This window comes from Muricoprocola aceti, from assembly GCF_025567005.1.
Classification (GTDB): Bacteria; Bacillota; Clostridia; order Lachnospirales; family Lachnospiraceae; genus Marvinbryantia; species Marvinbryantia aceti.
In genome coordinates this window covers 78,604-105,136 of the sequence record NZ_JAOQKE010000007.1, presented here as the reverse complement: position 1 = coordinate 105,136, position 26,533 = coordinate 78,604, and the positions used below count along the sequence as shown (strand labels likewise).

Here is a 26,533-nt window from a genome sequence, read left to right as displayed (position 1 = left end):
CAGCTATACACTTCCTCGTTGCCTAGGCGTGTTCGGGACTTACACCCGTTAGAGCGCGCCCATGGCGCGCAAACCCAAAAAACAGGGGGATTCTGTCAGAATCCCCCTGCTCCTGTCCGTTCAAAATCTTCTATTTTAGTGCATTTCCAGCACAACAGCCTGATACCCCTCCAGCTGTAATTTTTTTTCTTTCTGCTGGAATTCTCCGCAGTTATTCAGTAATACATTCTTCACATCCGCTTCCAAAGTGATGGTCTGAGGCTCTTTCTGATAATTTGCAATCACCAGCAGTGTCTGATCCTCTCCCTGACGATAAAAGGCTGTCAAGTTATCCTGATCTGTATATACCGGCACCGTTTTTCCCCATACAATGGTATCTTTGTATTCTGGATTTTTCCGAAGCTGAATCAGCTGACGGTAATACTGATACACAGAATGCTCATCTTGTCTCTGAGATGCCAGATTGATTCTGGTATAATCTGGATTGTTCATCAACCATGGTTTTCCTGTCGTAAATCCGGCATATTCCGATGCATCCCAGGAAAAAGGCACTCTGGCATTGTCACGGCTCATTTTCTTCACTGATTCCAGTGCTTCCTCCGGTGACAGCCCCGCCCGCAGTGCTACCTGATATTCATCGTGGGTCATCACATCATCGATCTGATCCATGGATGTAAAATCCACATTTTCCATACCAATTTCCTGTCCCTGATAAATAAACGGGATACCACGTACCATAAAATGCAGCGTTGCCAGCATCTTCTTGGACGTATCATTTACTTCCCCATCAGGGAGATAGTGGCTCACCCCTCTTGGCTGATCGTGATTCTCGATAATATTCGACAAAAATCCCACATTCCAGGCTTTCTTCTGGCTGGAAAATACTGCATCACGGTATTCATTTGCCGTGATGTGTGGCCGTTCATACCAGCCCTTCTCGCTGGCACCGCACACCGCCGTACTCATATCAAACATAGTGGAAAAATATCCATCGTCACCAATAAAGTCTGGCAGTGTATCTTCGTGCTCATCAAAAACCTCGCCTACGCTAAAGGCATTATATTTTGCAAAAGTCCGGTCACGTAGCTCCGTCAGGAAATCATGACAGCTGACTTCTTTTAACATATTTCCCACATAACTCAGCCCATCATCACGATCTGCCGGATAATTCTTCCATGGTAGAGACTTTTTCACATTGATGATAGCATCAATACGGAATCCTGCCAGGCCTTTTTCCAGCCACCAGTTCACCATGGCAAAGATCTCTTCCCGTACCTCTGGATTCTCCCAGTTCAGATCCGGCTGCTTCTTGTGAAACAGATGAAGGTAATACTTATCCGGATGTCCTGGCAATGCTTCCCAGCAGCTTCCACCAAAATAACTGCGGATATTGGATGGTAGCTTTCCGTCTTTTACTTCTTCTATATAAAAATACTTTCCATATTTGCCATTCGGATCTTCACAGGCTTTTCGGAACCATTCATGTTCATCCGAGCAGTGGTTCACCACCAGATCCATGACAATCCCGATGTCACGCTTTTTCGCTTCTGCCATCAGCTCGTCCATGTCTTCCATATTTCCAAATAATGGATCAATATTATAATAATCTGAAATATCATATCCCTGATCAGCCATCGGAGAACAATAGATGGGAGAAATCCATACCAGATCCACACCCAGCTCCTTCAGGTAATCCAATTTACTGATTATTCCTCTCAGATCCCCCACACCATCTCCGTTGGTATCACAAAAACTCTTCGGATAAATCTGATATGCTACTTTTTCATGCCACCATTTCTTTTTCATAGGTTCTCCTCATTCGATTTTACAATATTTCTCTATATACCCGCATCACGTTTTTATAAAAAATACGATCTGCATCGTCTTCTGAAAATCCTGCCTTTACCAGTCCGTCATAAAGCTGTGGCAGCCCGGATGCATCCCCAAATTCCACCGGATTATCGATTCCGTCAAAATCGCTGCCCAGACCGCATACTTCGATACCGCCCACGTTAACAATATGCTTTACATGACGTATCATATCTTCGATCCGGCTGACTTTCACCTGCTGATCGGTCTCATTCAGAAAAAATGACGTATCAGCAGATAAAGCTGTCGGTTTCTCCGTTTCCGTCAGAAAATCACAACAGTAATTCAATCCCATAACTCCGCCCCGTTCTGACAGGGCACGTATCATGTCATCCGTCAGATTTCTGCAGACATTGCACTCTTTTGCAGCATCTGAGTGGCTGGCTACAAATGGTTTCTTCGTATAGCGAAGAATATCCCAGAATCCACCATCAGACAAATGAGATACATCCACAATCATGCCCAGGCGTTCCATCTCCTGTACCATCTCGATACCAAACTCCGTCAGTCCCTGTCCGTTTCTCTTTCTGAACTGCGGTCTTCCCTGCTCGTCCATCATCAGATTCGGTACGCCGATTTCATTTTCAAAGTTCCATGTCAGAGCAATCATACGTACTCCCAGACGATAAAATGTTCGCAGTAATGATAATTGTCCTTTTACCACGCATCCCTCTTCCAACGTCAGCATGGCACTTATTTTCTGATTTTTTTGATTTTCCAGAATATCTTCATAAGTAAATACCGGTGCAATCAGATCCTCATTTTTCTTTAGTTCCTGATCATAGCAGTCGATCATCCCCAGCACCGTCTCCAGCGGATCCTTTGCCTCGCTCTTATCTATAAACATGGCAAAGTTTTGCAAAAGATAGCCGCCTTTTTGCATTTTCTCTAAATTAACACAGAGATTGCCTGATCGCAATCTCTGGTCTTCATGATGCTGCTGGGCTCGATATATCTGTGCAATGGTGTCACAATGCATATCAATTACATTCATCCGTAATACCTTCCATACCACATCGTAATATTTTTTATTTTCTGAATCAGTTCTTCACTCAGTTCTCCCTTTTTCAACCGCCATTTCCAGTTTTCTCCCAAGGTTGATGGCTGATTCATGCGGGCTTCGTTGCCGTATCCCAGATAATCCTGAATCGGGATCACACACAGCTTTGATACACTCTGCATGGCCGTACAGACCATATCCCAGTAAATCTCTTTATCACTGTCTCTGTGATTATTCAGATAATTACGCACCATCTGACGCTCCTGTGGCAAGATACCTTCAAACCATCCGGTCAATGTCTCATTGTCATGGGTTCCGGTATAGACAACACTGTTTTTCGGATAATTATGCGGTAAATAATCATTGGCACTTCCGGTATCTCTGGAATCAAATGCGAACTCCAGTACTTTCATACCTGGGTAACCAGTATCTCTGACCAGCTGTCTGACAGAATCTGTCACATAACCCAGGTCTTCAGCGATAACTTCCTTTTCCCCCAGACATTCCTTCACACGCCAGAACAGTTCAATCCCCGGTCCCTTTTCCCAATGACCGTTATGTGCTGTCTTATCTCCATAAGGAATCGAAAAATATTCATCAAATCCACGAAAATGATCAATGCGTACCATATCATACAGCTGATAGCAGTAAGCAAGGCGGCTTACCCACCATGCATATCCGGTCTGACGATGATATTCCCACCGATACAGTGGATTCCCCCACAGCTGCCCGTCTGCTGCAAAGCCGTCTGGCGGGCATCCTGCCACTGCGGATGGCAGATTTTCCTCATCCAGCTGGAACAGTTCCGGATTCGCCCAGGTATCTGCGCTGTCATAGGCTACGTAAATCGGAATATCCCCAATAATCTGCACTCCATTCTGATGTGCATATTCTTTCAGTCGGTTCCATTGCTTCAGAAATACGAACTGAACATATTCATAAAATTCAATTTCATAATATAATTTTCTCTGATAATAATCCATGGCATAGCCCCATCTCTTACGGATGTCTTCCGGCCACTGATCCCAGCTTTTTCCACCGAAAAAGGCTTTCACTGCCATAAAAATCGCATAATCTCTTACCCAGTATCCATTTTCTTCCATAAACCGGTGAAATTCTGGATTTTCACTGATTTTGCTGCGCACATATGCTTTTCTCAGAAGCGGAAACCTCTCTTTATAAAGCTTTCCATAGTCCACATGGCGTTCATCTTTTCCAAAATCAGCCTGATCACATTCCTGTTTTGTCAGAGTCCCTTCTTCGATCAGTTCTTCCAGACTGATAAAATAAGGATTTCCTGCAAAAGTGGAAAAAGACTGATAAGGAGAATCACCATAACTGGTTGGACCAAGCGGCAGAATCTGCCAGTACTTCTGTCCGGCTTCCTTTAGCTGATCCACAAACTGGTAGGCACTCTCAGAAAAACATCCAATGCCGTATTTTGATGGGAGACTGCTGATCGGAAGCAATATTCCACTTGCTCTCATCGTCTGCTCCTCCTTCATTTTGTTTTATTCTGTGATATTTCTTACTGACTGTCCCTCAATCAGCTGTCCTTCAAAAACAAGATGTCTGCTCTTGTTTTTCTTACGAATCAGTTCCAGCAGCATACGGATCGTGGCTTCTGCCATTTCTTCTACCGGCTGTCGAATCGTTGTAATGGAAGGATTATAGTACTGTGCCACATCCATTCCATCAAACCCCACTACTGAATACTGATCCGGAATGCTGCCGCCATGGTCCAGAATCGCTTTGCAGGCTCCCACCGCCATGCGGTCAGACATGGCGAATAAAGCCGTAAATGCCGTTCCCTTTTTCAGCAGCTGATCTGTCATCTCATATCCGGCCTCCATACTGTAGGTTGCCAGATTTCCAGGCACATAGCAGATCAGTTCCTCATCTACCGCTACGTGATAACGTTCCAGCGCTCTGCGATATCCCTGCAGACGCAGCCAGCCGATACTTTCATCGTCTTTTCTGGAACCAATGACTGCAATTTTACGGTGCCCATTTTGAAGCAGATATTCTACGATCCGCTCACTTTCCTTGATATCATCTACTGAAATAGATGCGTATTCCTGTCGTCCATCCTTTTCTTCCAGCTTAATTGTGCTTAAAACAAACGGAATAGAGATCTGTTTGAGTTTTTCTTCAGAATGAGAAAAGTAACCTCCCAGAAAGACAATACCACGCAGTCTTTTTTCTTTCTCCAGCTCAATGGCAACTGTGACCTCATCCTGGTTATCATCCACATGCTGCAAAACCAGTTCGTATTTTTCCTTCTGAGTGATCTGCTCAATTACTTTAATCATACGGTTAAACAATGGATTACTGATTCCCTTGACCAGAACAGCAATGGCCTTGGCATCTGTTCTTTTCAGATTTCTCGCACTGTTATTTGGCACATAGTTATTCTGTTCAATGGCCTGCATAATCATATCCTTTGTTTCCTGATTGATATCCGGATGATTATTCATAGCTCTTGAGACTGTGCTGACTCCTACGCCGCATATCCGCGCGATATCTTTAATCGTAACATTTCCCATTGTTCTGACCTCACTTCTGACATACCGTTCCCACAGACATATCTTCTTATCTCAGTCTGCCGGGATCGGTTTTCTTTCGTTTATTTAACCTTTGACAGCTCCTGCTACCACACCTTCGATAATATATCTCTGGCAGAACAGGTAGAAAATAATGATCGGAATGATTGCCAGCACCAGAACACCCATCATAGCTCCCATATCTACGGAACCATAGCCGCCCTTCAGATACTGAACGGCAATCGGAATGGTCTTATACTTTTTGATGTCCAGAACCAGATATGGCAGGAGGTAGTCATTCCAGATCCACATTGCCTGCAGAATCGTTACGGTAATGCAAGTTGGCTTCAGGATCGGAAGCACCACCTGGAAAAAGGTCTGAAGCGGAGTACATCCATCAATCATTGCTGCTTCTTCTATTTCCAGCGGTATGGACTTTACAAAACCGACAAACATAAAGACGGAAAGGCCGGCTCCAAAGCCCAAATACACAACGATTATACCAACCGGATTATTCAGATGCAATATGTTTGCGATTTTAGACAATGTAAACATTACCATCTGGAACGGTACAATCATAGAAAACAGGCACAGATAATAAATTGTATTGGTTGCTGCATTTTTTACTCTGCAGATATACCATGCACACATGGAGGTACAGAGAATAATAACAGCCACAGAGCATATCGTAATAAACAGAGACAGCCCAAAGGCCTGCACAAATCCTGTTTTCTGAATTCCCTTTACATAATTATCCAGTCCCACAAATATTTTTCCCTGTGGAATGGAGAATGGATCTCGGCTGATATAAGCTTTTTTCTTGAAAGAATTAATGAGTACCAGAAAAATAGGATACACATATGCAATCGAAATAATTGTAAACAGAACAGTCAATAAAGTCCCATGTTTTGCTTTTCTTACATCCATTACTGCTGCACCTCCTTTGTTCTGGTAAGGATATTCTGTGTAATCGCAATTGCCGCTACCAGAATAAAGAACAGAACTGCTTTTGCCTGCCCTACGCCCTCATATCCGGTACGCCCATAAAACGTGTTATAAATATTCAACGCCAGCATTTCTGACATTTTAGATGGTGCTCCGTCTGTCAGCGCCAAGTTCTGGTCAAAAAGTTTAAATCCGTTCGTCAATGTCAGGAATGTACAGATCGTGATAGATGGCATTACCATCGGAATCGTGACATTTTTTAATATCTGTCGGCTATTTGCGCCATCGATTTTGGCCGCTTCAATCAGTTCTCCCGGAATGTTCTGAATACCGGAAATATAGATAATCATCATATATCCGATCTGCTGCCAGCACATCAATATTACCAGTCCCCAGAAACCATATACTGAAGAGTAGGTCAGAGTTCTCTGGAAATGTGTCAGGATACCGTTCAGCAGCAGCTGCCAGATATAACCCAAAATAATACCACCAATCAGATTCGGCATAAAGAAGATGGTTCTGAAAATATTGGTTCCTCTGATTTTCTTTGTCAGAAACATAGCTACTACAAAAGCCAGAATGTTAATCAGCAGAACTGAAACCACTGTAAAAAGTGCTGTATACCACAGAGAATGCAGGAATGGATCCGATGCATCTCCCCATATCTTTGCGTAGTTGGAAAGTCCCACCCACTTTGCATCCGTGACAGTTGTAAATTTACAGAAAGAAAGATAAATACCCAGAATAAACGGAGCGATAAATCCAATGGTAAATGCCAGCATCGTTGGCAAAACAAATACCGGCCAGTATTTTTTGATTGCTTTATTCATAATTTCCTTCCTCACCATTCTGAAAAGGATGAGCGAAGCATCGCTCACCCTTTTTCCTTTTCCTATAAAATCCTATCTTCGAACAGTTACGCTGATATTTTATTATTCTGCATGTGCTGCTGCATATTCTGTAGCCCATCCATCAACGAATGCTGTCACAACACCGTCCCATTCGCCGGTACCCTGAGCATATTCCAAAAGTGCACTTCCTACACCGTCTTTCCAGTTTTCAGATGGCATAGTGGTAAAGCACCATGTTACAGATGTTTTTCCATCTTCTACATACTTTGCTGCTTCATTTACCAGCACGTTATCTGCTGCATAATCATCGCCAAATGTGGTGAATGGTGTTGCAAATCCCATATCTTTACTGATGGCTGTTCTTCCTTCATCGCTGCTGATGCACCATGTCAGGAAGTCTACAGTTGCCTGAATGTCTTCTTCAGATGCTTTTGCATTCACACACCAGTAATTTTCAGAACCGGTACACAGACCCTGATTTTCTTCTCCTTCTACTCCAATATAGATTGGAAGCATTCCAAGATCATCCTCTGTCAGATCGCCTTCTTCCAGGATACCATTGGTTTCCCAGGTACCATTCTGATAGAATACAGCTTCACCAAGAGCAAATTCTGCACGGGCATCTTCTGCACTCTTGCTGGAAATCATAGTTGGTTCACAGGTTGCATTGTTGATATACAGATCCCAGATGTTCTTGTAGTTATCAAGGTAGGTTCCTTTGATCGCATCTGTGGATGTGATTCCGTCAGCCTTGTATTCATAATAAATCGGCAGGTTTGCCAGATGAGTCTTAAATCTCCAGTCAGAAGAAGAATCCATACCGGCAGAGGTAAATGCGCCCTCGATGCCCAGTTCATCTTTCTTTGCAGTAATATCTTCCACTACTGCTTTTAATGTATCAAAATTATTAATCTCTTCTACAGAGGTAACTACTGCTCCGTCTGTCTCAAAATACTCATTCAGTAAAGTTTTATTGTAAATCAGTCCGTAAGTCTCAATCTTATATGCAATACCGGATACAGATCCGTCTTCATTGATCAGCGCAAAGTCATCGCTTGCCAGATCTTTATATACTTCTGTATCTTTCAGATCATAGCAGTAATCTTTCCATGCTTCCAGTCCAACCGGACCATTTACCTGAAATAGTGTAGGTGCATCACTCTTGTCCATTTCAGACTTCAGAGTAGATTCATATGTTCCGGATGCTGCGGTAACTACCTGCACCTCTGTACCTGTTTCTTCAGAATACTGTTCTGCAAGAGCTTCCCACTGATCTGCTACTTCAGGAGCGAAATTCAGATAATATACCTTTCCGCCATCTGCGCTTGCAGATACTGCAAATGCACTTGCCATAATTGCTGCTGATACTGCTACTTTCGTTAATTTTTTCATGTCACTTCTCCTTTTCCCTTTTTATTTTTTACTTTTTGTCACTTTTTGGAAACGTTATCGGTAACGTTTCCGGTTTCTGAATTCACAATATCACACGAACAGCACATTGGCAAGTACTTTTTCCTATCATTCCGGTTTTTCGTATATTATTCACGATATCAGTATTCTATTTTTGTGCAATTTCACTTCCCTATTTTGTTTCTTACCAGTGCAGTATGGCTTTCCTCTGTGTCAGTTGTCTTTTGATTCGAGAATACAGCACTGCCATCTCCTCCAGTATTGAGATCAAATCTTACACGGGCACCCTGCTGTGTGCCGTTCTGTATCTGAGTGATCTGTTCCAGCTGGTACCGCATAGTTTTTTCTTCTGAAGCTTCATAGACACCTGCTGGCACTACAAAATCAGCAGTCAGTGTTGTGGTACCTTTTTCCGGTACCTGATTCTTTGTAAATTCTACCGCCTGATGCCAGCTCTGCTTTGCTCCTGCTGCATCCGTTCCGGTCAGGGTAAAGGTAAAGACCGGATTGCCATGTGCCCAGACAATATCATCCACCTGAATCTTCTTCGTCAACCGGATGTGATTGATCCGTAAGTTTGCCTGTGCCTGATTCGTACTTTTTGATACTGACTGTGGTGCTCCGTTATTCCATTGCAGTGTCACATCTGCTTTATTGGGGATTCGTATCCATACGCTGCCATCTGCCGTAGTCTGCTTCCATGGCGAAAGATCCATCCCTTTACGAATTCTGCATCGCATCTGAATCTGCAGTATTCCACCATTATCTTCTGCTGTCAGCGGTACCTGTACCGTCAACTGTCCGTCTTGATTCTGTATCTGCGCATTTCCTGCAGCTGAAAAACCACTGCCCGCTCTCTGCAATTCCACTTTCGTCTCCAGCAGTTCCAGACAGGATGCCAGCTGATCTGTCATTGTAACAGTCTGTGGGAGAAAAGCCACACCGTTTTCCGGCAGATTTTGTCTTACACAGAATAAGATTTCATCTTCTCTGAGTACCAGACTCTTCTCTGTTTTTCCTGGCACACCGTCCAGGTATTTTTCTGGTGCTGCCTGCTCCACCCGGTTGACACTTCCTCTGGTGGTCACTTCATTTGACCATTTTTCCACTGCTGCTCCCCCCGTTTTATGCTGATATATAGTAACTGCTTTATTTTGAGTACTGTAAAAGGCAGTATTTCCAGAATATTGTGGTGTCATGGCTGACGGCACCATCCTCATCTGAAAGCGAATCAGAAAATGATAGCCATATAGCTCCTTATTTCCAGGCATACCAGAGCCAGCGGTCACTTTCAGACGTCCATTCGTCAGTTCTATCGCAAAATTTCCAGTCATGTTCTTTCCGTCTTCTTCTCTGATCACATGAACATTTCCAACATACTCTGTTCCCTGTGGCAGCTGATCTTCAATAGAAAATGACTGATAATAAGCGTTACTGCTTTGCCACGGCACAAACTGTCTGATCTGATACCAGTATGCATCAGACACAGAAGCTACACTGTTCTCTGTTCCCCAGTTACTGCCATCACTGGATACCATCTTTTCCGGAGCCGGTGTATCAATAATCGTAAGAGACGTATCGGTCTGCTTCAATGTCTGACTGGAGTCAATAGTAGCTGCTGTGCCATTCTTCAGCCTGTCATTGTAATCCTTTATATGAGATCTGGCATAACTGTAGTCATCATCATTGATATGATCCCTCGGTCCTATAGCCATATAATAGGTGCTGCAATTCTGCAGCTCATAGGCCGCACAGTACTTCGGATCCACAGTCTCGGACTCTTCTCCCGGTCCTGTCAGTACTTCCAGGTTCTTTACTCCGGCCATTGTTGCTCCACTCTCTACATACAACCTGGATCCACTGTAATAGTATTTTCCTGCCACACTGCCATCTCCGGTCTTCAGGCCGAACCGCTGTGCACTGTCCACATCCCACCACTGCAGTCTCGTATTTACCTGTGAAACAGCCCCTGTTACACTGTCCAGAAATTCACATTTCATAACCAGTCCTCCCAGTGACTGTATAAAACGCCATTCTATTGCAGATGGAATCATCAGAATAAATGGATACGATTCCATCGTACCGCCACCATCATAATGGATCTTTGAGGTATAATTGGTTACTGTCATCCGCAGATCATACCATCTGTAGTTGCTATACAGCACTTTATGGTAAATAGCTCCGAATTTTCCACCCTGTCCGGTAGTCTTTGGGTACAGATATTTTCTGCCGTTGGAAGTTGTTCCTACTACTACCTGGCTGGAAGTATTAAATATCTCCAGAGAAGAAATACCCGGATAGAATTTTACCGGTAGAAAATTCGGTGAAACACGATTAGCCTCTGTAACAGCACTCCATCCTGCCGCCCTGGCAATCGGCTTCCCGGAAGGTGTCAGAGCACCGGCTGCACAGGCTGCTATGCCATATAAATCTTCCGTCTCAGATTCGCTTTCTGATTCACTTTCTGATTCACTTTCGCTTTCTGATTCCATATCTGATTCAAGTTCTGTGTTCTTTTCTGATTCAGATTCTGATTCCATCTTTTCAGACTCCGTTGTTTCCTCCGTTCTGTTTCCCGATTCACTTTCACTCTCAGTTTCTGTCAGATCGGTCTCTCTGTTTTCTCTGCCAGCCTCACTCTGCTTTTCCGTCTCCGGCTCAGTCTGACTCTCTGACTGCTTCTCCGTCTCCGGCTTTGTTTCCGTTTCCGTCAGAATCTGTTCCGTTTCGTCCTGATCACTTTCACACTGTTCCGTAATCTGTTCCTCAAGTACGATAGCCGGACATTCCTCGGCCTGTGTCAACAGTCCCTGCACATTGCCGATCAGCAGGCTCAGTGTCAGCAGCGCAGCACCGGCTTTCTTCCATCTTTTTTTCTTTCTCACGCCTCTGCGCTCCTTTCTGCCTCCTGTTGTTCCAGATAAATCTGGTAGATTTCCTTCAAACCAGTTCCTTCCGGTGCAATATTTTTCTGTATGGCCTGGGCTGTCACCGGAATTCGGAATACCTCTTGAGCATCCAGACTTCCTTCCAGGTACGACACCGCAGTTATCGTTTCAAACAGTTTTTCCGTCTCCTGCTGTGGTGCAATTAATTCTCGATAACCGTAGACATAGCGCACACTGTTTTCCTCTTCTGTACGCTCCAGTAGTTCCCAGTTCTTATTTGCTTCAAAGGTAAACAGCTCTGTTCTGGTTTCCGGCTGTTTTCTGCGTGTCTTCAAGTCAACCAGTGATATCGTTTTCACTGGTATTTCCACTTCCAGAAACATCCAGGAAGCCAGCGTTCCTGCATTACGGACTGCCGGGTTTTTCTTCCTGCTCTCACCTGGCAGTAAATGTTCTCCGTTTTTTTCCTCCCAGTCTGTCTCTGTCAGTTCACCTCGAACCGTTCCAGGTGTCAGAATGTTACGTACAGTCTGATCCGTACTGGTAAAATACGCACTGGTTATTGCTGCGGATGAGGCAAACACCAGTGTGCCCATTATCGCCCATAGTATGGTTCTAGCTCTCTTTTTTCTGATAAACATATGTCTCCCTTCTTCCACATACTGCTCCAATGGCAGCCACAGCAATCTGTGCAGCCACCATCCACATAAATACAGCCAATAAAAACAGCTTTCCACTTACCGATGAAGCCAGCAATGCCAGATAACCCAGACTGCGAATGGAATATTCTACTTTTCCGAGTATTGATTTTTCTGTAATCCAGGTACGGTCATTCTCCTTATTGGCATCTCCTTTTGTCTGAATCAGTCTGTTCTTCTGGTCTATTTTCTGAATGCGGTGTGTCACGGTAGTCTTCCCTTGATTCATGGAAAAAGTAATGACATCTCCTTCCCGCAGTTCCTGAAATTCTACCGGCATCGTATAGATCACATCCCCGGTATGGATCTCAGGCTCCATGCTTCCACTTGTAACGGTATAGATCCCATACCCCCATAGCTTCGGTACCGACAGCAGCATACAAACCAGCAGAAATCCTGCCATGACCAGGTCAAGAATTCCTCTTATCAGCTTCATCTTCTTCCCTCCTGCTGTAGCTTCTCTCTACTGCAAAAGCTGCTGCCAGGAAAAATGCACTGAATCCCAGCAACGCTATCCACATTCCCGCTTCTGTTTTATCACCTGTCGCCGGTGCATAAGTAGATGTCACTGTTTTTTCATCCTCTCCTTTTGCTGTAAATATCCAACGAACCTTCCCGGTCAATCTGTTAAATTTATTATCCATCTCTTCCGCCAGAGCCAGCTTTACTTTCAGTTTTTTCTGCCGCCCTGCCTGAAATGTTCCAAGATATAGATCCTCTCTCATGGTACTGCCAGTGCCTTTCAGATTGCCGGATACCGGTCCCTGATAGATGGTTCCCTGGTCACCACTGATCTCAATGACCGCATATTTTTCCAGGAGTTCTCTTACCAGTTGACTGGTACCACTGTCCATACTTTTCTGTCCAGCTGCCTCTGCCCGCAGATACAGCTGTACCTCTTCTGATGACCTGTTTTCCAGTTCAATGATCTGGGTACGGGCACATCCGGGTGTCAGATTTTTAAATGATGCAAACAGATCCGTATCGCTTTCTGTCATCTGAAATCCGCCTTTTTGTCCAAGATAGATCACTCTTGTTGGCTCCGCTGAATAACCATCCGGTCTGGTGATACCAAGTTCCTGATCCGACACACCCCAGATCTCTTCCACAGCATCCTGCGCCTGCACCGCTTCCATAGTTACAACAATTCTGGCCTCTTTTTTCCGATATTCATTTCCTGCTCTTTTATCCAGCGTATAGGTTTCAAATAATGGTTCTTCCGTCTGACTTCCAGCCTTTAGAATCTCCGTGTAATAATAATATCCGTCTGACAGTTGTTTCCAGCGTGTCGTATTGCAGCTGATCTGAATCATCTCCGGATCCAGTGTGGTATCTTCCTGAAAACTACCGTCTTCTTTTCGGTCTCCGAACATCTTATGAAGCTTCACACGGATTCGGCTGTCAGCTGTTCCGGTATTTTTTACATTTACCACCTTATCTACCGTCTGCCCTGGATCCACATGCGGCGGGATCCGATATTCCTCTTCAATCTGATTCTGAAAAGAAGCCATCGTCAGTATATTTCCGCTGCTTCCTGTCATTTTCCAGTACCCCATAATGCCAGTCACAGACAGCGTACAGATTCCAAGCACGGTAAGAACCGCTGTCAGTTTTTTAGCCCTGTTCATCTAATGCTCCTTTTTCTACACTTTCTCCCAGTACCTGGAAAGCATCTCCGGCGGATGCAAATCCATTGGCCTGAATCGCTTCTGCTGTTACCTGTATCTGAAATCTTCCTGCTTTTTTGATCTCCTTTACGCCCCATTCTATAGGAATAGCTACATCTGTAAACAACACAGCTTCCTCATCAATATCCATAATCCCGTTCTTTCCGCCCTGATACTGAAACAGATATTCTCCCAGATTTCCGGTATCTACCTCCTGAAAATTCGGATTTACCATCGGCAGCATGGCAAGTTCTTTTTCTGAATATCCAGGAATTCTTCCCTGTCTCAGTTTCTTCCCTTCACCTGTTGTATCCCAGCTGCCATTGTAGGTATCATCATAACGAATCGTCTGCCGCACCATATTCAGTACTTCCTGATCCGTTACCATTTTCCCGTCCTCATCTTTTATTTTCATCCGCATTTGCAGATAACAAGGCTGTACTCCTGTCGTAGCATCCGTTACATTCTTTACCGTGGGATTCTTATATACTGTATATCCGGGGTAAAGATTCACCCCATCTCCATCCGCCGGATTCCATTCTGATTCTTTCAGGCTGATGTCAAAATCTCCTACGGTAAATACATTGACTGCTTCTTCTTTTTCCATAAAATAACTATAGGTCTGCCAGACACCTGCCGCACCTGTCATCAGCACAGCTGCCAGGCATCCCACTTGCTTTCCTGTCTTCATCCAGTTTCTCTTTTTCATATATTATCCTGTTTCCTTTCTACCCTGTTTTTATGCCGGATTGTCCATTTTTTTCCATGCTTCCTGCATACTGTCACTTCCACAGGATACTGCTTCCGCATAAACCAGAATTTCGAATTTCTCCAGATCTTCTCTGTCCACATTCGAACGAATCTTTACCTGTGAGAACAGCTGTCCGGTAGTTTCTCCCGGATGCACCTTTTCCTTCCAGTAATAATATCCATCATCTGTCTTTTCCCAGCCGTCTAAAATCTCCAGTTTTTCACAAAACTGCTGTGCCTTCCAACTGGAAAATTCCACCAATACCCTCACATAACAATCCGTAGATGAGTGACTGGTTACTGCAACCTTCTTGGGGATCACGGTTCCCGGATGCAGTTCCTCCGGTGGGTCGAATTGCTCTGTGATCTCTATGTCAGTACTGGCTGCTGTGAGTCTGTTTTCCACACTTTCCTGCGCCGTCAGATACGCAAGCGCTGCTCCGGTACTGATTCCGGCAATCAAAAGCGCCAGCATAATGGCAGCTATTTTCTTCATATTTTGTTGTTCACCCTTTCTTTCCGGCAGTATCAAACCACCTGCTTTTGTTATCGTATCGAGTCAGGTGCATACCTTTTCATGCACCCTGCACACAGAATCAGCCCTAAGCAATCATAGGCATTCCTCCTTCTTATTCTTTATTTTAGATTCAGGAATAAATGGCAGATTTGCCGGATCCCTTTTGAGAATACAGAATGTACTCTCGATTGACACTCATACTATATCACTTTATCTCACTTATTGCAAGTATATTTTACTTTTTGTTTTCATAATTTATAAAAAAGAATACGGAGTAATACATGTTTCAGAAACCATTTTCAAAAAAGTTATGTTTATTCCTTTTACTTTTTCTTCTGACACTGGCTTCCTTCTTTCGTCTTTCCACCGTTTTTACGGCCAAAGTCTTTTCTCAGCTGACGGGAACTCTCTTTCGCAAAGAGGTTACTTCCAGTACCCTGACTTTACATTATACGCTGACAGAACCAGAATCATACGGTATTACAGAAATTCCAGTCTGTTTTCAGCCTTCTGACGATGCAGATGCCTTTTCCGAACATTGTCAGAAGCTTCTGTCCAGTCTGGATCCATCCTGCCTGTCCTGTTCAGATCAGATCACCTATGATATTCTGCTTCTCTTACTCCGGCAGAATCAGACTGCAGCTCAGTTTGAAGGTTACCCTGAACCTCTGGGTTCTACCATCGGCCTGCAGGCTCAGCTGCCAATTCTTCTGTGTGAATACCGTTTTGACTCTGCCAGAGATATCCATACTTATCTTCAGCTACTTTCCACCACGGATCAGTATTTTTCTTCTCTGTTATCCTATGAACGTCAAAAAGCGGCCCGTGGTCTGTTCATGCCATCTTCCTGCGCAGATGGGATCATCCGACAGTGTCAGGCCTTTTTGGATGCTGATCTCTCTGATCACCTTCTGATTACTTCTTTTCAGCAAAAAATTTCCGCCATGGCGGCTCTTTCTTCTGATGAAAAGCAGAATTTTCTGGGGAAAAACCGTCAAATCATACTACAACATGTTCTGCCTGCTTACCAGCTTCTGATCCAGGGCTTAACGGATCTGAAAAAGTCCTGCCGCAATGAAATGGGGCTTACGTATCTTCCACAAGGCCGCGCCTACTACGAATATCTGGTACAGTCTTCTACAGGATCTGGTCTTTCTATCCATTCTATTCAGAACCGGATTCAGGCACAGCTTCTGGAAGATGCCTCTGTCTGCCGTCAAATCCTGCAGCAATATCCATCTGCAGCCAGCCTTTCCACAGACTTCGTTCCTACGGATCCTGCTTTTATCCTTCTGGATCTTCAACAAAAAATGGCAGAGGATTTTCCCTCCATACCAGATACCGAATATCAGTTAAAATACGTGGATGATGCTCTCTCCCCTTATTTAAGTCCTGCCTTTTACCTGACAGCACCAGTCGATGCTCCGGATCAGAACGTTATTTATCTGAATCCATCTGCCGGTTACAGCGGACTGGATCTGTACACTACACTGGCTCACGAAGGATTCCCGGGACATCTCTATCAAAACCGTTATTCTTCCGACTTTCTTTCCCCTTTGCGCAGCCTTTTTGGTTTTAGCGGCTACACAGAAGGATGGGCTACCTATGTGGAAATGATCAGCTATGACTATGCTGCTGCAGGGCGATCAGATACGGAACATGCTGCAGTATCCCTTGCACAGAAACAGCGGTCTATGATGTTGGGACTTTCTTCCCTTATCGACATTCTGGTTCACTACCATGGATACACCAGAGAAGAAGTTCGGCTTTTTTTACGCGACCTGGGGATCACTGGCACATCGGTCTCTGACTCCATCTATGATGCTGTTCTGGAGTCACCGGCAAATTATCTGAAGTATTACCTCGGTTATCTGAGTTTTCTGGATCTGCGCCGCTGGTGTCAGAAAAACTGGCCAGAGCAGTTTCAGATTTCCACTTTCCATCAATATGTTCTGGAAATCGGTCCCTGTCCTTTCCCGGTACTGGAAAAATACCTGAAACTATGCTATACTGGTTCATTATAAACGATGGGAGTGATACTATGAAACAACAGGTATCCTGGGGAGGCAAATTAAAGTCCTACCTGGAATGGCCTATTTTTGTAATTGTCCTGCTGTTGATTATGGATGTGGCGGTCTTTGCATGCAGTAAACAGGCTGGACTTGTGGCTCTGATTTTCACCTGTATCTATCTGGTGATTGTCGTAGCACTGTTCTTTGTATATAAACCATCCGTCATGAAAGAACTGGTATCCTTCGCCGCAGAATACGGGCAGGTACAGCGCCAGATGCTGGAAGAATTCAGTATTCCTTATGGCCTTCTGGATATCGATGGCAAGACAGTCTGGATGAATCATGAGATGCAGACATTGTTTGGCAAAAACAACCGTTATCATCAGGTAATCACTACACTGATCCCTGATCTGTGTCTTTCACAGCTGCCTCACGAGCAGGAAACGACGGAACTGGAAACGATGATTCATGAAAAAAATTTTCGAATTCAGGTCAGACGCATTCATATTGATGAATGGCAGTCTTCCTCGGATCTGCTGATTGTTCCGGACGACCAGAGCTACCTGTATACCCTGTACATGTTTGATGATACCGAACTGATGCAGTATAAACGTCTGAATGAAGAGCAGAAACTGGTTGTCGGATTGATCTATATCGACAATTACGACGACGTCCTGGACAGTATGGATGATGTCCGCAAGTCTCTTCTGCTTGCATTGATTGACCGTAAGATTGATAAATATATCAGCAATCATCAGGGTATTATGAAGAAGCTGGAGAAAGATAAATATTTTATCATCATCCAGCAGCGATACCTGAACAGTATGCAGGAAGGCCGTTTTTCTCTGATGGAAGATATCAAGACCGTCAATGTGGGAAACGAAATGAATATTACGTTAAGCATCGGTATCGGTACGAATGGAAAGAATTATCAGGAGAATTATTCTTTTGCCCATGCAGCAATTGACCTGGCTCTTGGACGTGGCGGCGATCAGGCAGTTGTAAAGGATGCCACCTCCATTACGTATTATGGTGGCAAGTCCCAGCAGGTAGAAAAAAGTACACGTGTCCGTGCCCGTGTTAAGGCACAGGCTCTCCTGGAAATCATCAATGCCAAAGATGATGTCGTGATTATGGGGCATAAGATCACAGATATTGATACCTTCGGAGCAGCGATCGGAATCTTTCGTGCTGCCAGAAGTGTAGGCAAACGGGCTTATATCCTGATTGACAGCAACAGCCATTCCATTACCCCATATCTGAACATGTTCCTGGGAAATAAGGATTATGAACCAGATATGTTCATCAACCATCAGATGGCTGATGAACTGGTAGATGCCAATACGGTGCTGGTTGTTGTGGATACCAACCGGCCAAGCAATACCGAGTATCCGGCACTTCTGGATCGGGCGAAGACGATTGTGGTACTGGATCATCACCGCCAGAGCAGTGAGATTATCCGTAACGCTACTCTTTCCTATACGGAACCATACGCTTCTTCCGCATGTGAAATGGTTGCAGAGATTCTTCAGTACTTTAACGAAGGCGTTAAACTGACCCGTATTGAAGCTGACTGTGTTTATGCCGGCATTATTGTAGATACCAATAATTTTCTGGCCAAGACCGGTATCCGTACTTTCGAAGCAGCTGCTTACCTGCGGCGCTGCGGTGCCGATGTGACCCGTGTCAGAAAAATCATGCGAAATGATATTTCTGCCTATAAGGCCAGAGCCGAAGCGATTCAGAAGGCAGAACTTTATCACGAATGCTATGCGATCAGTATTCTGCCAAGTCAGAATCTGGACATGCCAACGATTATCGGTGCACAGGCAGCCAATGAACTGCTGAATATTATCGGCGTAAAAGCTTCCTTCGTACTGACCAGCTACAATAACATCATTTACTTCAGTGCACGCTCCATTGATGAAGTAAATGTACAGATCATTATGGAACGTCTCGGCGGGGGCGGCCATATGAATATTGCCGGTGCTCAGCTCGCCGGTGTGACTGCGGAAGCAGCCAAAGAAAAATTAAAAGAAACACTGGATGCCATGATTGCAGAGGGCGCCATCTAGAGAGGAGACTTTATGAAAGTAATTTTATTAGAAGATGTAAAATCCCTTGGAAAAAAGGGAGAGACCGTGAATGTCAGTGATGGATATGCAAGAAACATGCTGTTTCCAAAAAAACTGGGTGTGGAAGCTACCCCAAAGAATCTGAATGATCTGAAACTGCAGAAAGCGAATCAGGCTAAAGTCGCTCAGGAACAGTTAGATGCTGCAAAAGCATTTGCAGAAGTCCTGTCCAGCAAAGAAATCCTTCTTTCCATTAAGGTTGGCGAAGGTGGTAAGACTTTCGGTTCGATTTCCTCCAAGGAGATTTCTGAAGCAGCAAAGAAACAGTTTGACCTGGATATCGACAAGAAAAAAATCCAGCTTCCAAATCCTATTCGCGCTCTTGGCACCACAGAAGTCAGCGTAAAGCTTCATCCAAAGGTTACTGCTTCTTTGAAAGTAACTGTGAAAGAAGCATAAGGGATTACAGACATTATGGAAGAAACTCTAATCAAGCGGGTGCTGCCCAACAGCCCCGAAGCCGAACAGTCCGTTATCGGTTCCATGATGATGGACTCAGAAGCTATTATGACGGCTTCTGAAATACTGACCAGCGAAGACTTTTACCAGCGCCAGTACGGGATTTTGTTCGATGCTATGGTAGAACTCTACAACGAAGGGAAAGCTGTGGATCTTGTGACCCTGCAGGATCGTCTGAAAGAAAAAGATGTTCCTCCTGAGGTGACCAGTCTGGAATTTGTGAAGGATATTCTGGATACGGTCTATACTTCTGCACATATTCGCCAGTATGCCACTATCGTTCATGAAAAAGCCATGCTGCGCAAACTGATCCGGACAACCGAAGGCATTGCCAATACCTGTTATGCTGGTAAAGAATCCATGGAAGATATTTTCGTGGATACAGAAAAACAAATTTTTGACATTATTCAGCAAAATACTTCCGGTGAATATGTCCCGATCAAAGATGTCGTATTAAATGTATTGGACAAGATTGAGATGGCCTCTAAGACCAAGGGAAATGTCACCGGTATTCCTACTGGTTTCATTGATCTGGACTATAAAACTGCCGGTTTTCAGCCTTCCGACCTGATTCTGGTGGCCGCCCGTCCTTCCATGGGAAAAACTGCGCTGGTCTTAAATATTGCCCAGCATATGGCATTCCGTGAAGATGTGACCGTTGCCGTATTCAGTCTGGAAATGTCAAAAGAGCAGCTGGTAAACCGTCTGCTCTCTCTGGAATCCCGGGTAGACTCCCAGTCCATCCGAACCGGTAATCTGACAGATGAAGACTGGAGCAAACTAATCGAGGGAGCCGGCGTCATCGGTAAATCTCATCTGATCATTGACGATACGCCTGGTATTTCCGTCACAGAGCTGCGAAGCAAATGTCGAAAGTTCAAGATGGAACATAATCTTGGCATCATCATCATCGACTACCTGCAGCTGATGACCGGCAGCAAACACAGTGAATCCAGACAGCAGGAGATCTCCGATATCTCCCGTTCTCTAAAAGCAGTTGCCCGTGAACTGAATGTTCCGGTTGTGGCTCTGTCCCAGCTGAGCCGAGCGGTAGAACAGCGGCCTGATCACCGCCCAATGCTTTCGGATCTTCGAGAATCCGGTGCTATCGAGCAGGATGCGGACGTAGTTATGTTCATTTATCGAGATGACTATTACAACAAAGATACCGCCAAACCAAATGTAGCTGAGATCATCATTGCCAAACAACGAAACGGTGCCATCGGTACCATTGAGCTAGCATGGCTGCCTCAATACACTAAATTTGCCAATATGAAAAAATAAGCCAGCGGGGACAGCGTTTCCCCGTTGTTTTTTTGCGTATAATACCATTTATTCTGGTAATAATAACAGTCTAGCATTCTATAAAATATCATTTTTACCTGTATGATCATAATATCATATTGTAAAGGAAAGGTATTATCGTGAACAACATCCAGGCGCTACGTAAAGAAAAGCATATTTCGCAGACTTATTTGAGTATTTTACTGGAAGTATCTCAAGAAACAATCAGTGCATATGAAAATGGCAAACATAATCCAAGTACCAAGTCTCTGATTCGTCTCCGTGAAATCTTTCAGGTCAGTATTGATTATATTCTTGGTCTGACAGAAGATCGTTATCCTACGGCTCAGAGAAGTGATCTTTCTCAGGATGAACAATCCCTTTTGCATGCCTACCGCCAGCTGGATGCCAGTGGAAAATCACAGATCCGGGCCTACCTGGAAGGATTTCTGGCTTCACGAGCCTATACCATAGATAAAGCATGAATACAAGATTATTTGATTTACGTGTAGCTAAGAATCTAAGTCAGTCAGCCATTGCCAGCTCTCTCAACTGCAGTCAGCGTATGTACAGTCGGTATGAACGTGGTGAGGCCAATATTCCTTTGTCCCTCCTGGTTGAAATGGCTAAATATCACCATACCAGTATTGACTATCTTCTCAATCTGACTGATATCCCCAATTCTTATCCACAGAAAAAACGATGAGGCAGCTTCTTTTTTGCTATATACTCTTTCAAATATTCATAAATCTGCTCTTCTGTAGGCGGACAGCCTTTTACAGAATACTCAAAGCCTGACGTACACGATCCAACTCCCAGTCTGCCATGCTTTCCACGATATCCCTGTCCAATACAGACCTTTGTGTCCAGCTTCTCCAGAAGCCCTTCTTCTTTCAGGCGTTGCAAGGCGGGCAGAAAATATCCATAACAGGCGCTGCAGGATTCCACCTCTTCCACCGCATCCTCCAGAGCAGCTACTTTATAACTCTTCGGCAATTCCGGTTCTTTATAACCTATGTTACGGCTGCACATCTGGATATTTGCGTGCTCCAGATCCGTACTACCACATCCCAGTTCTTCTGCAAATACAAGATAATCAATGTCTCTTGTTCCATAATGAAGCATGTGGCAGGCACAGGTGTCCATCAGTACCGGATCTGCTGCTGTCATGACACAATTGCAAACCGTTGGATTGCCTCCATCTTCAAAATCCAGATCTCCGCAGATATGATCCACCACTACAAAATCCTGATGAATCCCCATATTCAGATGGGCAATCGGTTTATGAAGTCCCATCGCATGAAAATGCCGTTTTTCTTTGTTTGGAATCAGTCCCTTCAGATTCTTTAAAGCACAGGTCATTTTAGTCTGACAATGCCCTTTCAGCACCGGCACATTAATCAGGAAATCGATCTTATCCACACTGTCACAGATCTGAAGCTCCATCCCTGCACAATTCTTTGCATGACTGCTATCCTTCTGCATATCCCAAAACGGAACACCATACTGTTCACTCAGCCGGTCATAGCCACATACTTCGATGGACTCCTGGGTCTTATCCCCCACCCAGGAGCCTTCCAGCATGGCCATTCTGATAAATCCATGTTCCTGAAGATACTCTATAATACCTGCCACCACTTCTGGATGAGTAGTTCCTCCCCAGGATGCCTCCGATGGAGCCACCAGATTGGGCTTCATGCCAATCTGAAGCTCTTCCTTACTTTTCCCCAACTCGTTTGCTTTCTCTTCCACCATCTCTGCCAGCCGTGATTCCTCCAAAATCTCCTTCGTCATCTGAAGATAATCTGTTCCATATATTTTCAATATCTGATTTCTTTCCATCTTCTATTCTCCCGCTCTATATTTTTACTATACCAGTGCATTGCCTGACAAATCCAGTGTACCATCCCGTTTCCCCCTTAGCAAGAATATCGTTGCCGGATGCGAACAGTAATCTGGCAAGATTCTATCATTTAAACATAAGTTTTCCCCTGTTGAGTTTTCTCGCTCCCGCGAGTATAATAAAAAACGTATAAAAAAGATATCTCCGGGGGGATTAATAAAATGAATACAGAAAATAAAAAGTATCTGATTGATACCGATGAAAATAAGAAATTTCTGGAAGATGTACGCAATGGTCTGTTAAAATTCGGGCATGCTTTTCCATCTCCGGGTGGCGGGTCTTATTACCTTGGCGATGATGGTACACCATGGAAAGATCGCAACCGTGAGACCTGGATTACCAGCCGTATGGCTCATGTATATAGTATTGGCACTTTCTTAGGACATGAGGGCAGCGAAGAGCTGGCAGATGCCGCATTAAAGGGTCTGCGTGGAGAACTTCACGATGATGTGAATGGTGGATGGTATGCCGGGCTGACTGCCAATAATGAGATCGTACCTACCAAGCAGTGCTACGCTCACGCATTTGTTATTCTGGCTGCTTCCTCAGGTGTTCTTGCAGGAAGACCTGGCGCACAGGAACTTCTGGATGAAGCGCTGAAGACCTATGACCTGCGCTTCTGGAATGAGGAAGAGGGACTTTCCTGCGATACCTGGAATACCGAGTTTACCGTACTGGATGATTACCGTGGATTAAATGCCAATATGCATACCGTAGAAGCCTTTCTTGCTGCTGCCGATGTCACCGGTGATGAAAAGTACCGCATCAGAGCAGGCCGCATCATTGACCATGTTACCGGTTGGGCCAAAGAAAATAACTGGCGGATCCCAGAGCATTTTTCCAAAGACTGGGCAGCCGATCTGGAATGTAATAAAGAACGTCCGGATGATCCATTTAAACCTTATGGAGCCACTCCTGGTCATGGCATCGAGTGGGCCAGACTGATTACTCAGTGGGCACTTTCTTTCTATCGCACGACCAAAGAGAAAGCAATTCCTTATATCTCTATGGCAGAATCTCTCTACAATCGTGCCATTGAAGACGCATGGTTTGCTGATGGTGCACCTGGTATCTGCTACACTACGGACTGGGAAGGCAAACCGGTGGTTCATGACCGTATGCATTGGACACTGGCTGAAGCCATCAATACTTCCGCAGTTCTCTGGCATGTGACCAAAAATCAGAAATATGCCGATGACTATGCACAGTTCATGCAGTATCTGGATGAAAAGGTACTGGATCATGTCCATGGTTCCTGGTTCCATCAGCTGGATCAAAATAATGAGCTGTTGACCACTGTATGGCCTGGCAAATCCGACCTGTACCATGCAACCCAGGCAACCCTGATTCCTTATTACGCACCGGATCTGTCCATCGCACCGGCTGTAAAGTGGGGAAAAACCTGCTAATCTGCCTGATAGGAAATGACCGGAAAGAATTGCATTTCTCTTTTCCGGTCGAATTTTTAGAATTGGAGAACTGTTTTACTATGTTTTATTTACCGGATGGAACCACCAAATGTGGATTTTATGAATGCAAACGATGTGACAATCGTTTTCTGTCCCTGCAGACAATGAAGAAGATACCATGCCCGAGCTGTGCGCAGGACATTGACTATGAAATCGGACCAGATGAATCACTGGACGATATTCTGGATTCTGCTGAACTGATTCAGGTGATTGAAGGAGAAGAAGAGATCAAAAAAATGGATGGATTGTTATCCCTTGCCATCACCGGCGGAGAAGACGAATGGATCTAAGTATTGACTGTCTCCTGCCACCAGACAATGAATTTCAGAAGCTGGATCTGCTACTCTCCCAGGGATCTTTTGAACTGGTAAACTACCAGCCAGATCAGAAAGTACAGGATCTGAAACTGGTTTATCTGATGAATGATGCGGCAGAAAGCTTTCTGGTATTCCAGAAAGCGCGTCTGACCGGCGAATATCTGCCTGATTTCGATGGGGATTTATCCGCTTCTCTGTCAGAAGATGAACATGGATATGTCTTAGTCCTTCATCAGGATTCCACTGTCTGTACACTGTTTTTTCAAAATCTGACACTGGAAACACATTTATTTGACTATGGAAAAACCGGTCATTTCTGGGTAACAGAATATGAATACCTGCGTCAGCTGGAGTATCGGATTGCCATCTTACACGACAAACTGGAATATCTGGGAACGGACTATTGTAGTGAAGCAGAACAGCAATTAGCCGTGCTTGCCGCCTTTCCGCCACTGAACTACAACTGCTATCCTGCCGTTCCTGACAAATATCTGGTTCCAAAATATCCACGCTGGTTTGTGTCGCAGGCAGCGATCGCCGTGATGTACCGGCTGGCTCTGGAGGCAGGAGATTCCGCACTGGTACGCTGGCTGGATCTATATCAGCGTTTTCCGATACGGCTCCTTGCCCGCCATATCGCACGTATGCTGCATCAGACTGCACATGCCGGTATCATCGATCTGCTTACTGAAAAACTGGCAGATGCAGCTTCTGCCTATCCAGAACGGATCTTTTCAGAAAGTATGCAGGCACAAATCCGTGAACTTTATCAGCAGGCAGAGAAACGCCAAACGGAATTACTTTCTCAGGGAATCCAGTCCGATATTTTAAAAGAAGAACCTTTTCAGTATACCGAAGATACACTTATATACAAAGTGCATCTGATGATCTGGAAGAAAAAGGGAATAAGCCGGATCGTGGAGATCGAGACTTTTACCTCAGAGAACGCAGATAAACTTTCTGTTCCGGTGTAATCCGGTAGCTCTCAATGGCTTTCTGGATGGTCTTTTTATGTACCCATTCAGAGAGCCTTTTTTCTTCCAGATAAGGAATCGTGGCATCCCACTGCTTAGCCAGCGCAGTCGCCAGATACCAGGCAATCATCATATTTACATAATATTCTTCTGACCTTACTGATATCACCCATTCCAGATATTCTGGCTTGAAATCCTCATCCAAATACAGACTCATCAGTATGCCCATACCGTAACGCATGGTATAAGTCTCTCCAGATGCCAGCCACTGCGGGATCTCTTTCAGCAATTCCTGTTTATGTTTCACATAGCATTTCGGCAATGGCAAGTCACAGGTTGCCCAGTTATTGATATAAGGCAAAAATCTCTTTACCTGTTCCAGACAGGCCGCATAATCCTTTTTTGCATTCACAATCATCAGGTGAAGATTGTTCTCTTCATAATACTGATGTGGCAGTTCCTGTAAAAAGGCTTTCGCCTCTTCCGTTTTTCTAAATTCCTTTGCGAACTTACGCAGTATTGGTGTACGGATACCGATGATGGTCTCTTTATCAATTCCCGGCAATAATCTGCTGTGAAAATCCCGGTACTTCAAATCCTGCATCGTGAATAACTGTTGCTGTAACGCGGTATATGGTTCCATAAACAATTCCTCCCCACTGGAAGCATCTCCCAGTTTGTGATATATTTCAGTTACATTGTATCTGTTCAGCATCTTCGCAGATACGATACTAAATTTTTTTCAATTATAACATCAGATTTCGACTTACGCATAGGAATTTTGTTTCTGATCTTTCAAAAACTATGGAATTTTGTCAGGTGCCAAAAAATATGGCGGGGGG

At 44.5% G+C, this 26,533-nt stretch carries 24 protein-coding genes; 9 read left to right on the top strand and 15 right to left on the bottom strand.

Translation table 11 applies throughout. The features are described from left to right. Positions 1 to 135: 135 nt before the first annotated feature. The 13 genes from OCV47_RS08110 to OCV47_RS08050 form a co-directional block, all read right to left on the bottom strand. The gene (locus OCV47_RS08110) at positions 136 to 1,806 is read right to left on the bottom strand and encodes a glycoside hydrolase family 13 protein (RefSeq protein ID WP_262654633.1); all 1,671 of its coding nucleotides are present in this window, start codon (positions 1,804 to 1,806) and stop codon (positions 136 to 138) included. 19 nt (positions 1,807 to 1,825) lie between these two features. Beyond that, a complete protein-coding gene (locus OCV47_RS08105; protein ID WP_262654632.1) occupies positions 1,826 to 2,863 on the bottom strand; it encodes a dipeptidase in 1,038 nt (345 codons plus the stop codon). Beyond that, positions 2,860 to 4,356, bottom strand: coding sequence for a 4-alpha-glucanotransferase (gene malQ, locus OCV47_RS08100; protein ID WP_262654631.1), 1,497 nt, complete (start codon positions 4,354 to 4,356; stop codon positions 2,860 to 2,862). The genes OCV47_RS08105 and malQ overlap by 4 nt, the downstream gene beginning before the upstream one ends. A gap of 24 nt (positions 4,357 to 4,380) precedes the next feature. Next, entirely contained in the window at positions 4,381 to 5,415 is a 1,035-nt protein-coding gene (locus OCV47_RS08095) for a LacI family DNA-binding transcriptional regulator (RefSeq protein ID WP_262654630.1), read from the bottom strand. A gap of 84 nt (positions 5,416 to 5,499) precedes the next feature. Further along, positions 5,500 to 6,339, bottom strand: coding sequence for a carbohydrate ABC transporter permease (locus OCV47_RS08090; RefSeq protein WP_262654629.1), 840 nt, complete (start codon positions 6,337 to 6,339; stop codon positions 5,500 to 5,502). After that, positions 6,339 to 7,187 carry a carbohydrate ABC transporter permease gene (locus tag OCV47_RS08085; RefSeq protein WP_117448314.1) on the bottom strand — a complete coding sequence of 283 codons (849 nt, stop codon included), beginning with the start codon at positions 7,185 to 7,187 and terminating at the stop codon, positions 6,339 to 6,341. The genes OCV47_RS08090 and OCV47_RS08085 overlap by 1 nt, the downstream gene beginning before the upstream one ends. Before the next feature lie 102 nt (positions 7,188 to 7,289). Next, positions 7,290 to 8,561 (bottom strand): ABC transporter substrate-binding protein, encoded by a 1,272-nt coding sequence (locus tag OCV47_RS08080; protein WP_262654637.1) that lies wholly within the window; start codon positions 8,559 to 8,561, stop codon positions 7,290 to 7,292. Between the two features lie 221 nt (positions 8,562 to 8,782). After that, positions 8,783 to 11,503, bottom strand: a complete 2,721-nt coding sequence (locus OCV47_RS08075) for an isopeptide-forming domain-containing fimbrial protein (protein WP_262654628.1) — start codon at positions 11,501 to 11,503, stop codon at positions 8,783 to 8,785. After that, positions 11,500 to 12,147 (bottom strand): hypothetical protein, encoded by a 648-nt coding sequence (locus OCV47_RS08070; RefSeq protein WP_262654627.1) that lies wholly within the window; start codon positions 12,145 to 12,147, stop codon positions 11,500 to 11,502. The genes OCV47_RS08075 and OCV47_RS08070 overlap by 4 nt, the downstream gene beginning before the upstream one ends. Beyond that, positions 12,122 to 12,640 carry a signal peptidase I gene (locus OCV47_RS08065; RefSeq protein ID WP_262654626.1) on the bottom strand — a complete coding sequence of 173 codons (519 nt, stop codon included), beginning with the start codon at positions 12,638 to 12,640 and terminating at the stop codon, positions 12,122 to 12,124. The genes OCV47_RS08070 and OCV47_RS08065 overlap by 26 nt, the downstream gene beginning before the upstream one ends. Further along, the gene (locus tag OCV47_RS08060) at positions 12,615 to 13,832 is read right to left on the bottom strand and encodes a hypothetical protein (RefSeq protein WP_256297861.1); all 1,218 of its coding nucleotides are present in this window, start codon (positions 13,830 to 13,832) and stop codon (positions 12,615 to 12,617) included. Before OCV47_RS08060 ends, OCV47_RS08065 begins: the two co-directional genes overlap by 26 nt. Beyond that, entirely contained in the window at positions 13,819 to 14,580 is a 762-nt protein-coding gene (locus tag OCV47_RS08055) for a hypothetical protein (RefSeq protein WP_262654625.1), read from the bottom strand. Before OCV47_RS08055 ends, OCV47_RS08060 begins: the two co-directional genes overlap by 14 nt. A gap of 30 nt (positions 14,581 to 14,610) precedes the next feature. Then, on the bottom strand, positions 14,611 to 15,117 hold the full coding sequence (locus OCV47_RS08050; RefSeq protein ID WP_262654624.1) for a hypothetical protein: 507 nt from the start codon (positions 15,115 to 15,117) through the stop codon (positions 14,611 to 14,613). 302 nt (positions 15,118 to 15,419) lie between these two features. Between OCV47_RS08050 and OCV47_RS08045 the strand changes: the two genes are divergently transcribed. From OCV47_RS08045 to OCV47_RS08020, 6 genes are all read left to right on the top strand, one after another. Continuing rightward, positions 15,420 to 17,162 carry a DUF885 domain-containing protein gene (locus OCV47_RS08045; protein ID WP_262654623.1) on the top strand — a complete coding sequence of 581 codons (1,743 nt, stop codon included), beginning with the start codon at positions 15,420 to 15,422 and terminating at the stop codon, positions 17,160 to 17,162. Positions 17,163 to 17,179: 17 nt separating this feature from the next. Beyond that, positions 17,180 to 19,225: a DHH family phosphoesterase gene (locus OCV47_RS08040; protein WP_117448325.1), complete on the top strand. Its 2,046-nt coding sequence runs from the start codon at positions 17,180 to 17,182 to the stop codon at positions 19,223 to 19,225. 12 nt (positions 19,226 to 19,237) lie between these two features. Continuing rightward, positions 19,238 to 19,684: a 50S ribosomal protein L9 gene (gene rplI / locus OCV47_RS08035; RefSeq protein ID WP_256297870.1), complete on the top strand. Its 447-nt coding sequence runs from the start codon at positions 19,238 to 19,240 to the stop codon at positions 19,682 to 19,684. Between the two features lie 15 nt (positions 19,685 to 19,699). After that, positions 19,700 to 21,028, top strand: a complete 1,329-nt coding sequence (gene dnaB / locus OCV47_RS08030; protein WP_262654622.1) for a replicative DNA helicase — start codon at positions 19,700 to 19,702, stop codon at positions 21,026 to 21,028. 140 nt (positions 21,029 to 21,168) lie between these two features. Next, the gene (locus OCV47_RS08025) at positions 21,169 to 21,513 is read left to right on the top strand and encodes a helix-turn-helix transcriptional regulator (RefSeq protein ID WP_256297874.1); all 345 of its coding nucleotides are present in this window, start codon (positions 21,169 to 21,171) and stop codon (positions 21,511 to 21,513) included. Then, positions 21,510 to 21,734, top strand: coding sequence for a helix-turn-helix domain-containing protein (locus OCV47_RS08020; RefSeq protein WP_256297876.1), 225 nt, complete (start codon positions 21,510 to 21,512; stop codon positions 21,732 to 21,734). Before OCV47_RS08025 ends, OCV47_RS08020 begins: the two co-directional genes overlap by 4 nt. Here the strand turns inward: OCV47_RS08020 and OCV47_RS08015 are convergent. After that, positions 21,713 to 22,870, bottom strand: coding sequence for a DUF362 domain-containing protein (locus OCV47_RS08015; protein ID WP_262654621.1), 1,158 nt, complete (start codon positions 22,868 to 22,870; stop codon positions 21,713 to 21,715). The two genes, OCV47_RS08020 and OCV47_RS08015, sit on opposite strands and share 22 nt — an antisense overlap. Positions 22,871 to 23,092: 222 nt before the next feature. Here OCV47_RS08015 and OCV47_RS08010 point away from each other — a divergent pair, with 222 nt between their 5' ends. The 3 genes from OCV47_RS08010 (at position 23,093) to OCV47_RS08000 (ending at position 25,691) form a co-directional block, all read left to right on the top strand. After that, the gene (locus OCV47_RS08010; RefSeq protein WP_262654620.1) at positions 23,093 to 24,340 is read left to right on the top strand and encodes an AGE family epimerase/isomerase; all 1,248 of its coding nucleotides are present in this window, start codon (positions 23,093 to 23,095) and stop codon (positions 24,338 to 24,340) included. 80 nt (positions 24,341 to 24,420) lie between these two features. Beyond that, entirely contained in the window at positions 24,421 to 24,690 is a 270-nt protein-coding gene (locus OCV47_RS08005; RefSeq protein ID WP_117448332.1) for a hypothetical protein, read from the top strand. After that, positions 24,681 to 25,691 carry a DUF3878 family protein gene (locus OCV47_RS08000; RefSeq protein WP_262654619.1) on the top strand — a complete coding sequence of 337 codons (1,011 nt, stop codon included), beginning with the start codon at positions 24,681 to 24,683 and terminating at the stop codon, positions 25,689 to 25,691. The genes OCV47_RS08005 and OCV47_RS08000 overlap by 10 nt, the downstream gene beginning before the upstream one ends. On the opposite strand, the gene OCV47_RS07995 is transcribed toward OCV47_RS08000, so the two are convergent. After that, the gene (locus tag OCV47_RS07995) at positions 25,651 to 26,334 is read right to left on the bottom strand and encodes a DNA alkylation repair protein (protein WP_262654618.1); all 684 of its coding nucleotides are present in this window, start codon (positions 26,332 to 26,334) and stop codon (positions 25,651 to 25,653) included. The two genes, OCV47_RS08000 and OCV47_RS07995, sit on opposite strands and share 41 nt — an antisense overlap. Positions 26,335 to 26,533 lie beyond the last annotated feature (199 nt).

What these genes read in the sequence shown, in the direction of transcription:
- rplI (WP_256297870.1), top strand. Translation starts at nt 19,238, where the DNA reads ATGAAAGTAATTTTATTAGAAGATGTAAAATCCCTTGGAAAAAAGGGA.
- OCV47_RS08105 (WP_262654632.1), bottom strand. Translation starts at nt 2,863, where the DNA reads ATGAATGTAATTGATATGCATTGTGACACCATTGCACAGATATATCGA.
- OCV47_RS08040 (WP_117448325.1), top strand. Translation starts at nt 17,180, where the DNA reads ATGAAACAACAGGTATCCTGGGGAGGCAAATTAAAGTCCTACCTGGAA.
- OCV47_RS08000 (WP_262654619.1), top strand. Translation starts at nt 24,681, where the DNA reads ATGGATCTAAGTATTGACTGTCTCCTGCCACCAGACAATGAATTTCAG.
- OCV47_RS08045 (WP_262654623.1), top strand. Translation starts at nt 15,420, where the DNA reads ATGTTTCAGAAACCATTTTCAAAAAAGTTATGTTTATTCCTTTTACTT.
- OCV47_RS07995 (WP_262654618.1), bottom strand. Translation starts at nt 26,334, where the DNA reads ATGGAACCATATACCGCGTTACAGCAACAGTTATTCACGATGCAGGAT.
- OCV47_RS08070 (WP_262654627.1), bottom strand. Translation starts at nt 12,147, where the DNA reads ATGTTTATCAGAAAAAAGAGAGCTAGAACCATACTATGGGCGATAATG.
- OCV47_RS08015 (WP_262654621.1), bottom strand. Translation starts at nt 22,870, where the DNA reads ATGGAAAGAAATCAGATATTGAAAATATATGGAACAGATTATCTTCAG.
- OCV47_RS08020 (WP_256297876.1), top strand. Translation starts at nt 21,510, where the DNA reads ATGAATACAAGATTATTTGATTTACGTGTAGCTAAGAATCTAAGTCAG.
- OCV47_RS08010 (WP_262654620.1), top strand. Translation starts at nt 23,093, where the DNA reads ATGAATACAGAAAATAAAAAGTATCTGATTGATACCGATGAAAATAAG.
- OCV47_RS08110 (WP_262654633.1), bottom strand. Translation starts at nt 1,806, where the DNA reads ATGAAAAAGAAATGGTGGCATGAAAAAGTAGCATATCAGATTTATCCG.
- OCV47_RS08055 (WP_262654625.1), bottom strand. Translation starts at nt 14,580, where the DNA reads ATGAAAAAGAGAAACTGGATGAAGACAGGAAAGCAAGTGGGATGCCTG.
- OCV47_RS08060 (WP_256297861.1), bottom strand. Translation starts at nt 13,832, where the DNA reads ATGAACAGGGCTAAAAAACTGACAGCGGTTCTTACCGTGCTTGGAATC.
- OCV47_RS08005 (WP_117448332.1), top strand. Translation starts at nt 24,421, where the DNA reads ATGTTTTATTTACCGGATGGAACCACCAAATGTGGATTTTATGAATGC.
- OCV47_RS08080 (WP_262654637.1), bottom strand. Translation starts at nt 8,561, where the DNA reads ATGGCAAGTGCATTTGCAGTATCTGCAAGCGCAGATGGCGGAAAGGTA.
- OCV47_RS08090 (WP_262654629.1), bottom strand. Translation starts at nt 6,339, where the DNA reads ATGGATGTAAGAAAAGCAAAACATGGGACTTTATTGACTGTTCTGTTT.
- OCV47_RS08065 (WP_262654626.1), bottom strand. Translation starts at nt 12,640, where the DNA reads ATGAAGCTGATAAGAGGAATTCTTGACCTGGTCATGGCAGGATTTCTG.
- OCV47_RS08085 (WP_117448314.1), bottom strand. Translation starts at nt 7,187, where the DNA reads ATGAATAAAGCAATCAAAAAATACTGGCCGGTATTTGTTTTGCCAACG.
- dnaB (WP_262654622.1), top strand. Translation starts at nt 19,700, where the DNA reads ATGGAAGAAACTCTAATCAAGCGGGTGCTGCCCAACAGCCCCGAAGCC.
- OCV47_RS08050 (WP_262654624.1), bottom strand. Translation starts at nt 15,117, where the DNA reads ATGAAGAAAATAGCTGCCATTATGCTGGCGCTTTTGATTGCCGGAATC.
- malQ (WP_262654631.1), bottom strand. Translation starts at nt 4,356, where the DNA reads ATGAGAGCAAGTGGAATATTGCTTCCGATCAGCAGTCTCCCATCAAAA.
- OCV47_RS08095 (WP_262654630.1), bottom strand. Translation starts at nt 5,415, where the DNA reads ATGGGAAATGTTACGATTAAAGATATCGCGCGGATATGCGGCGTAGGA.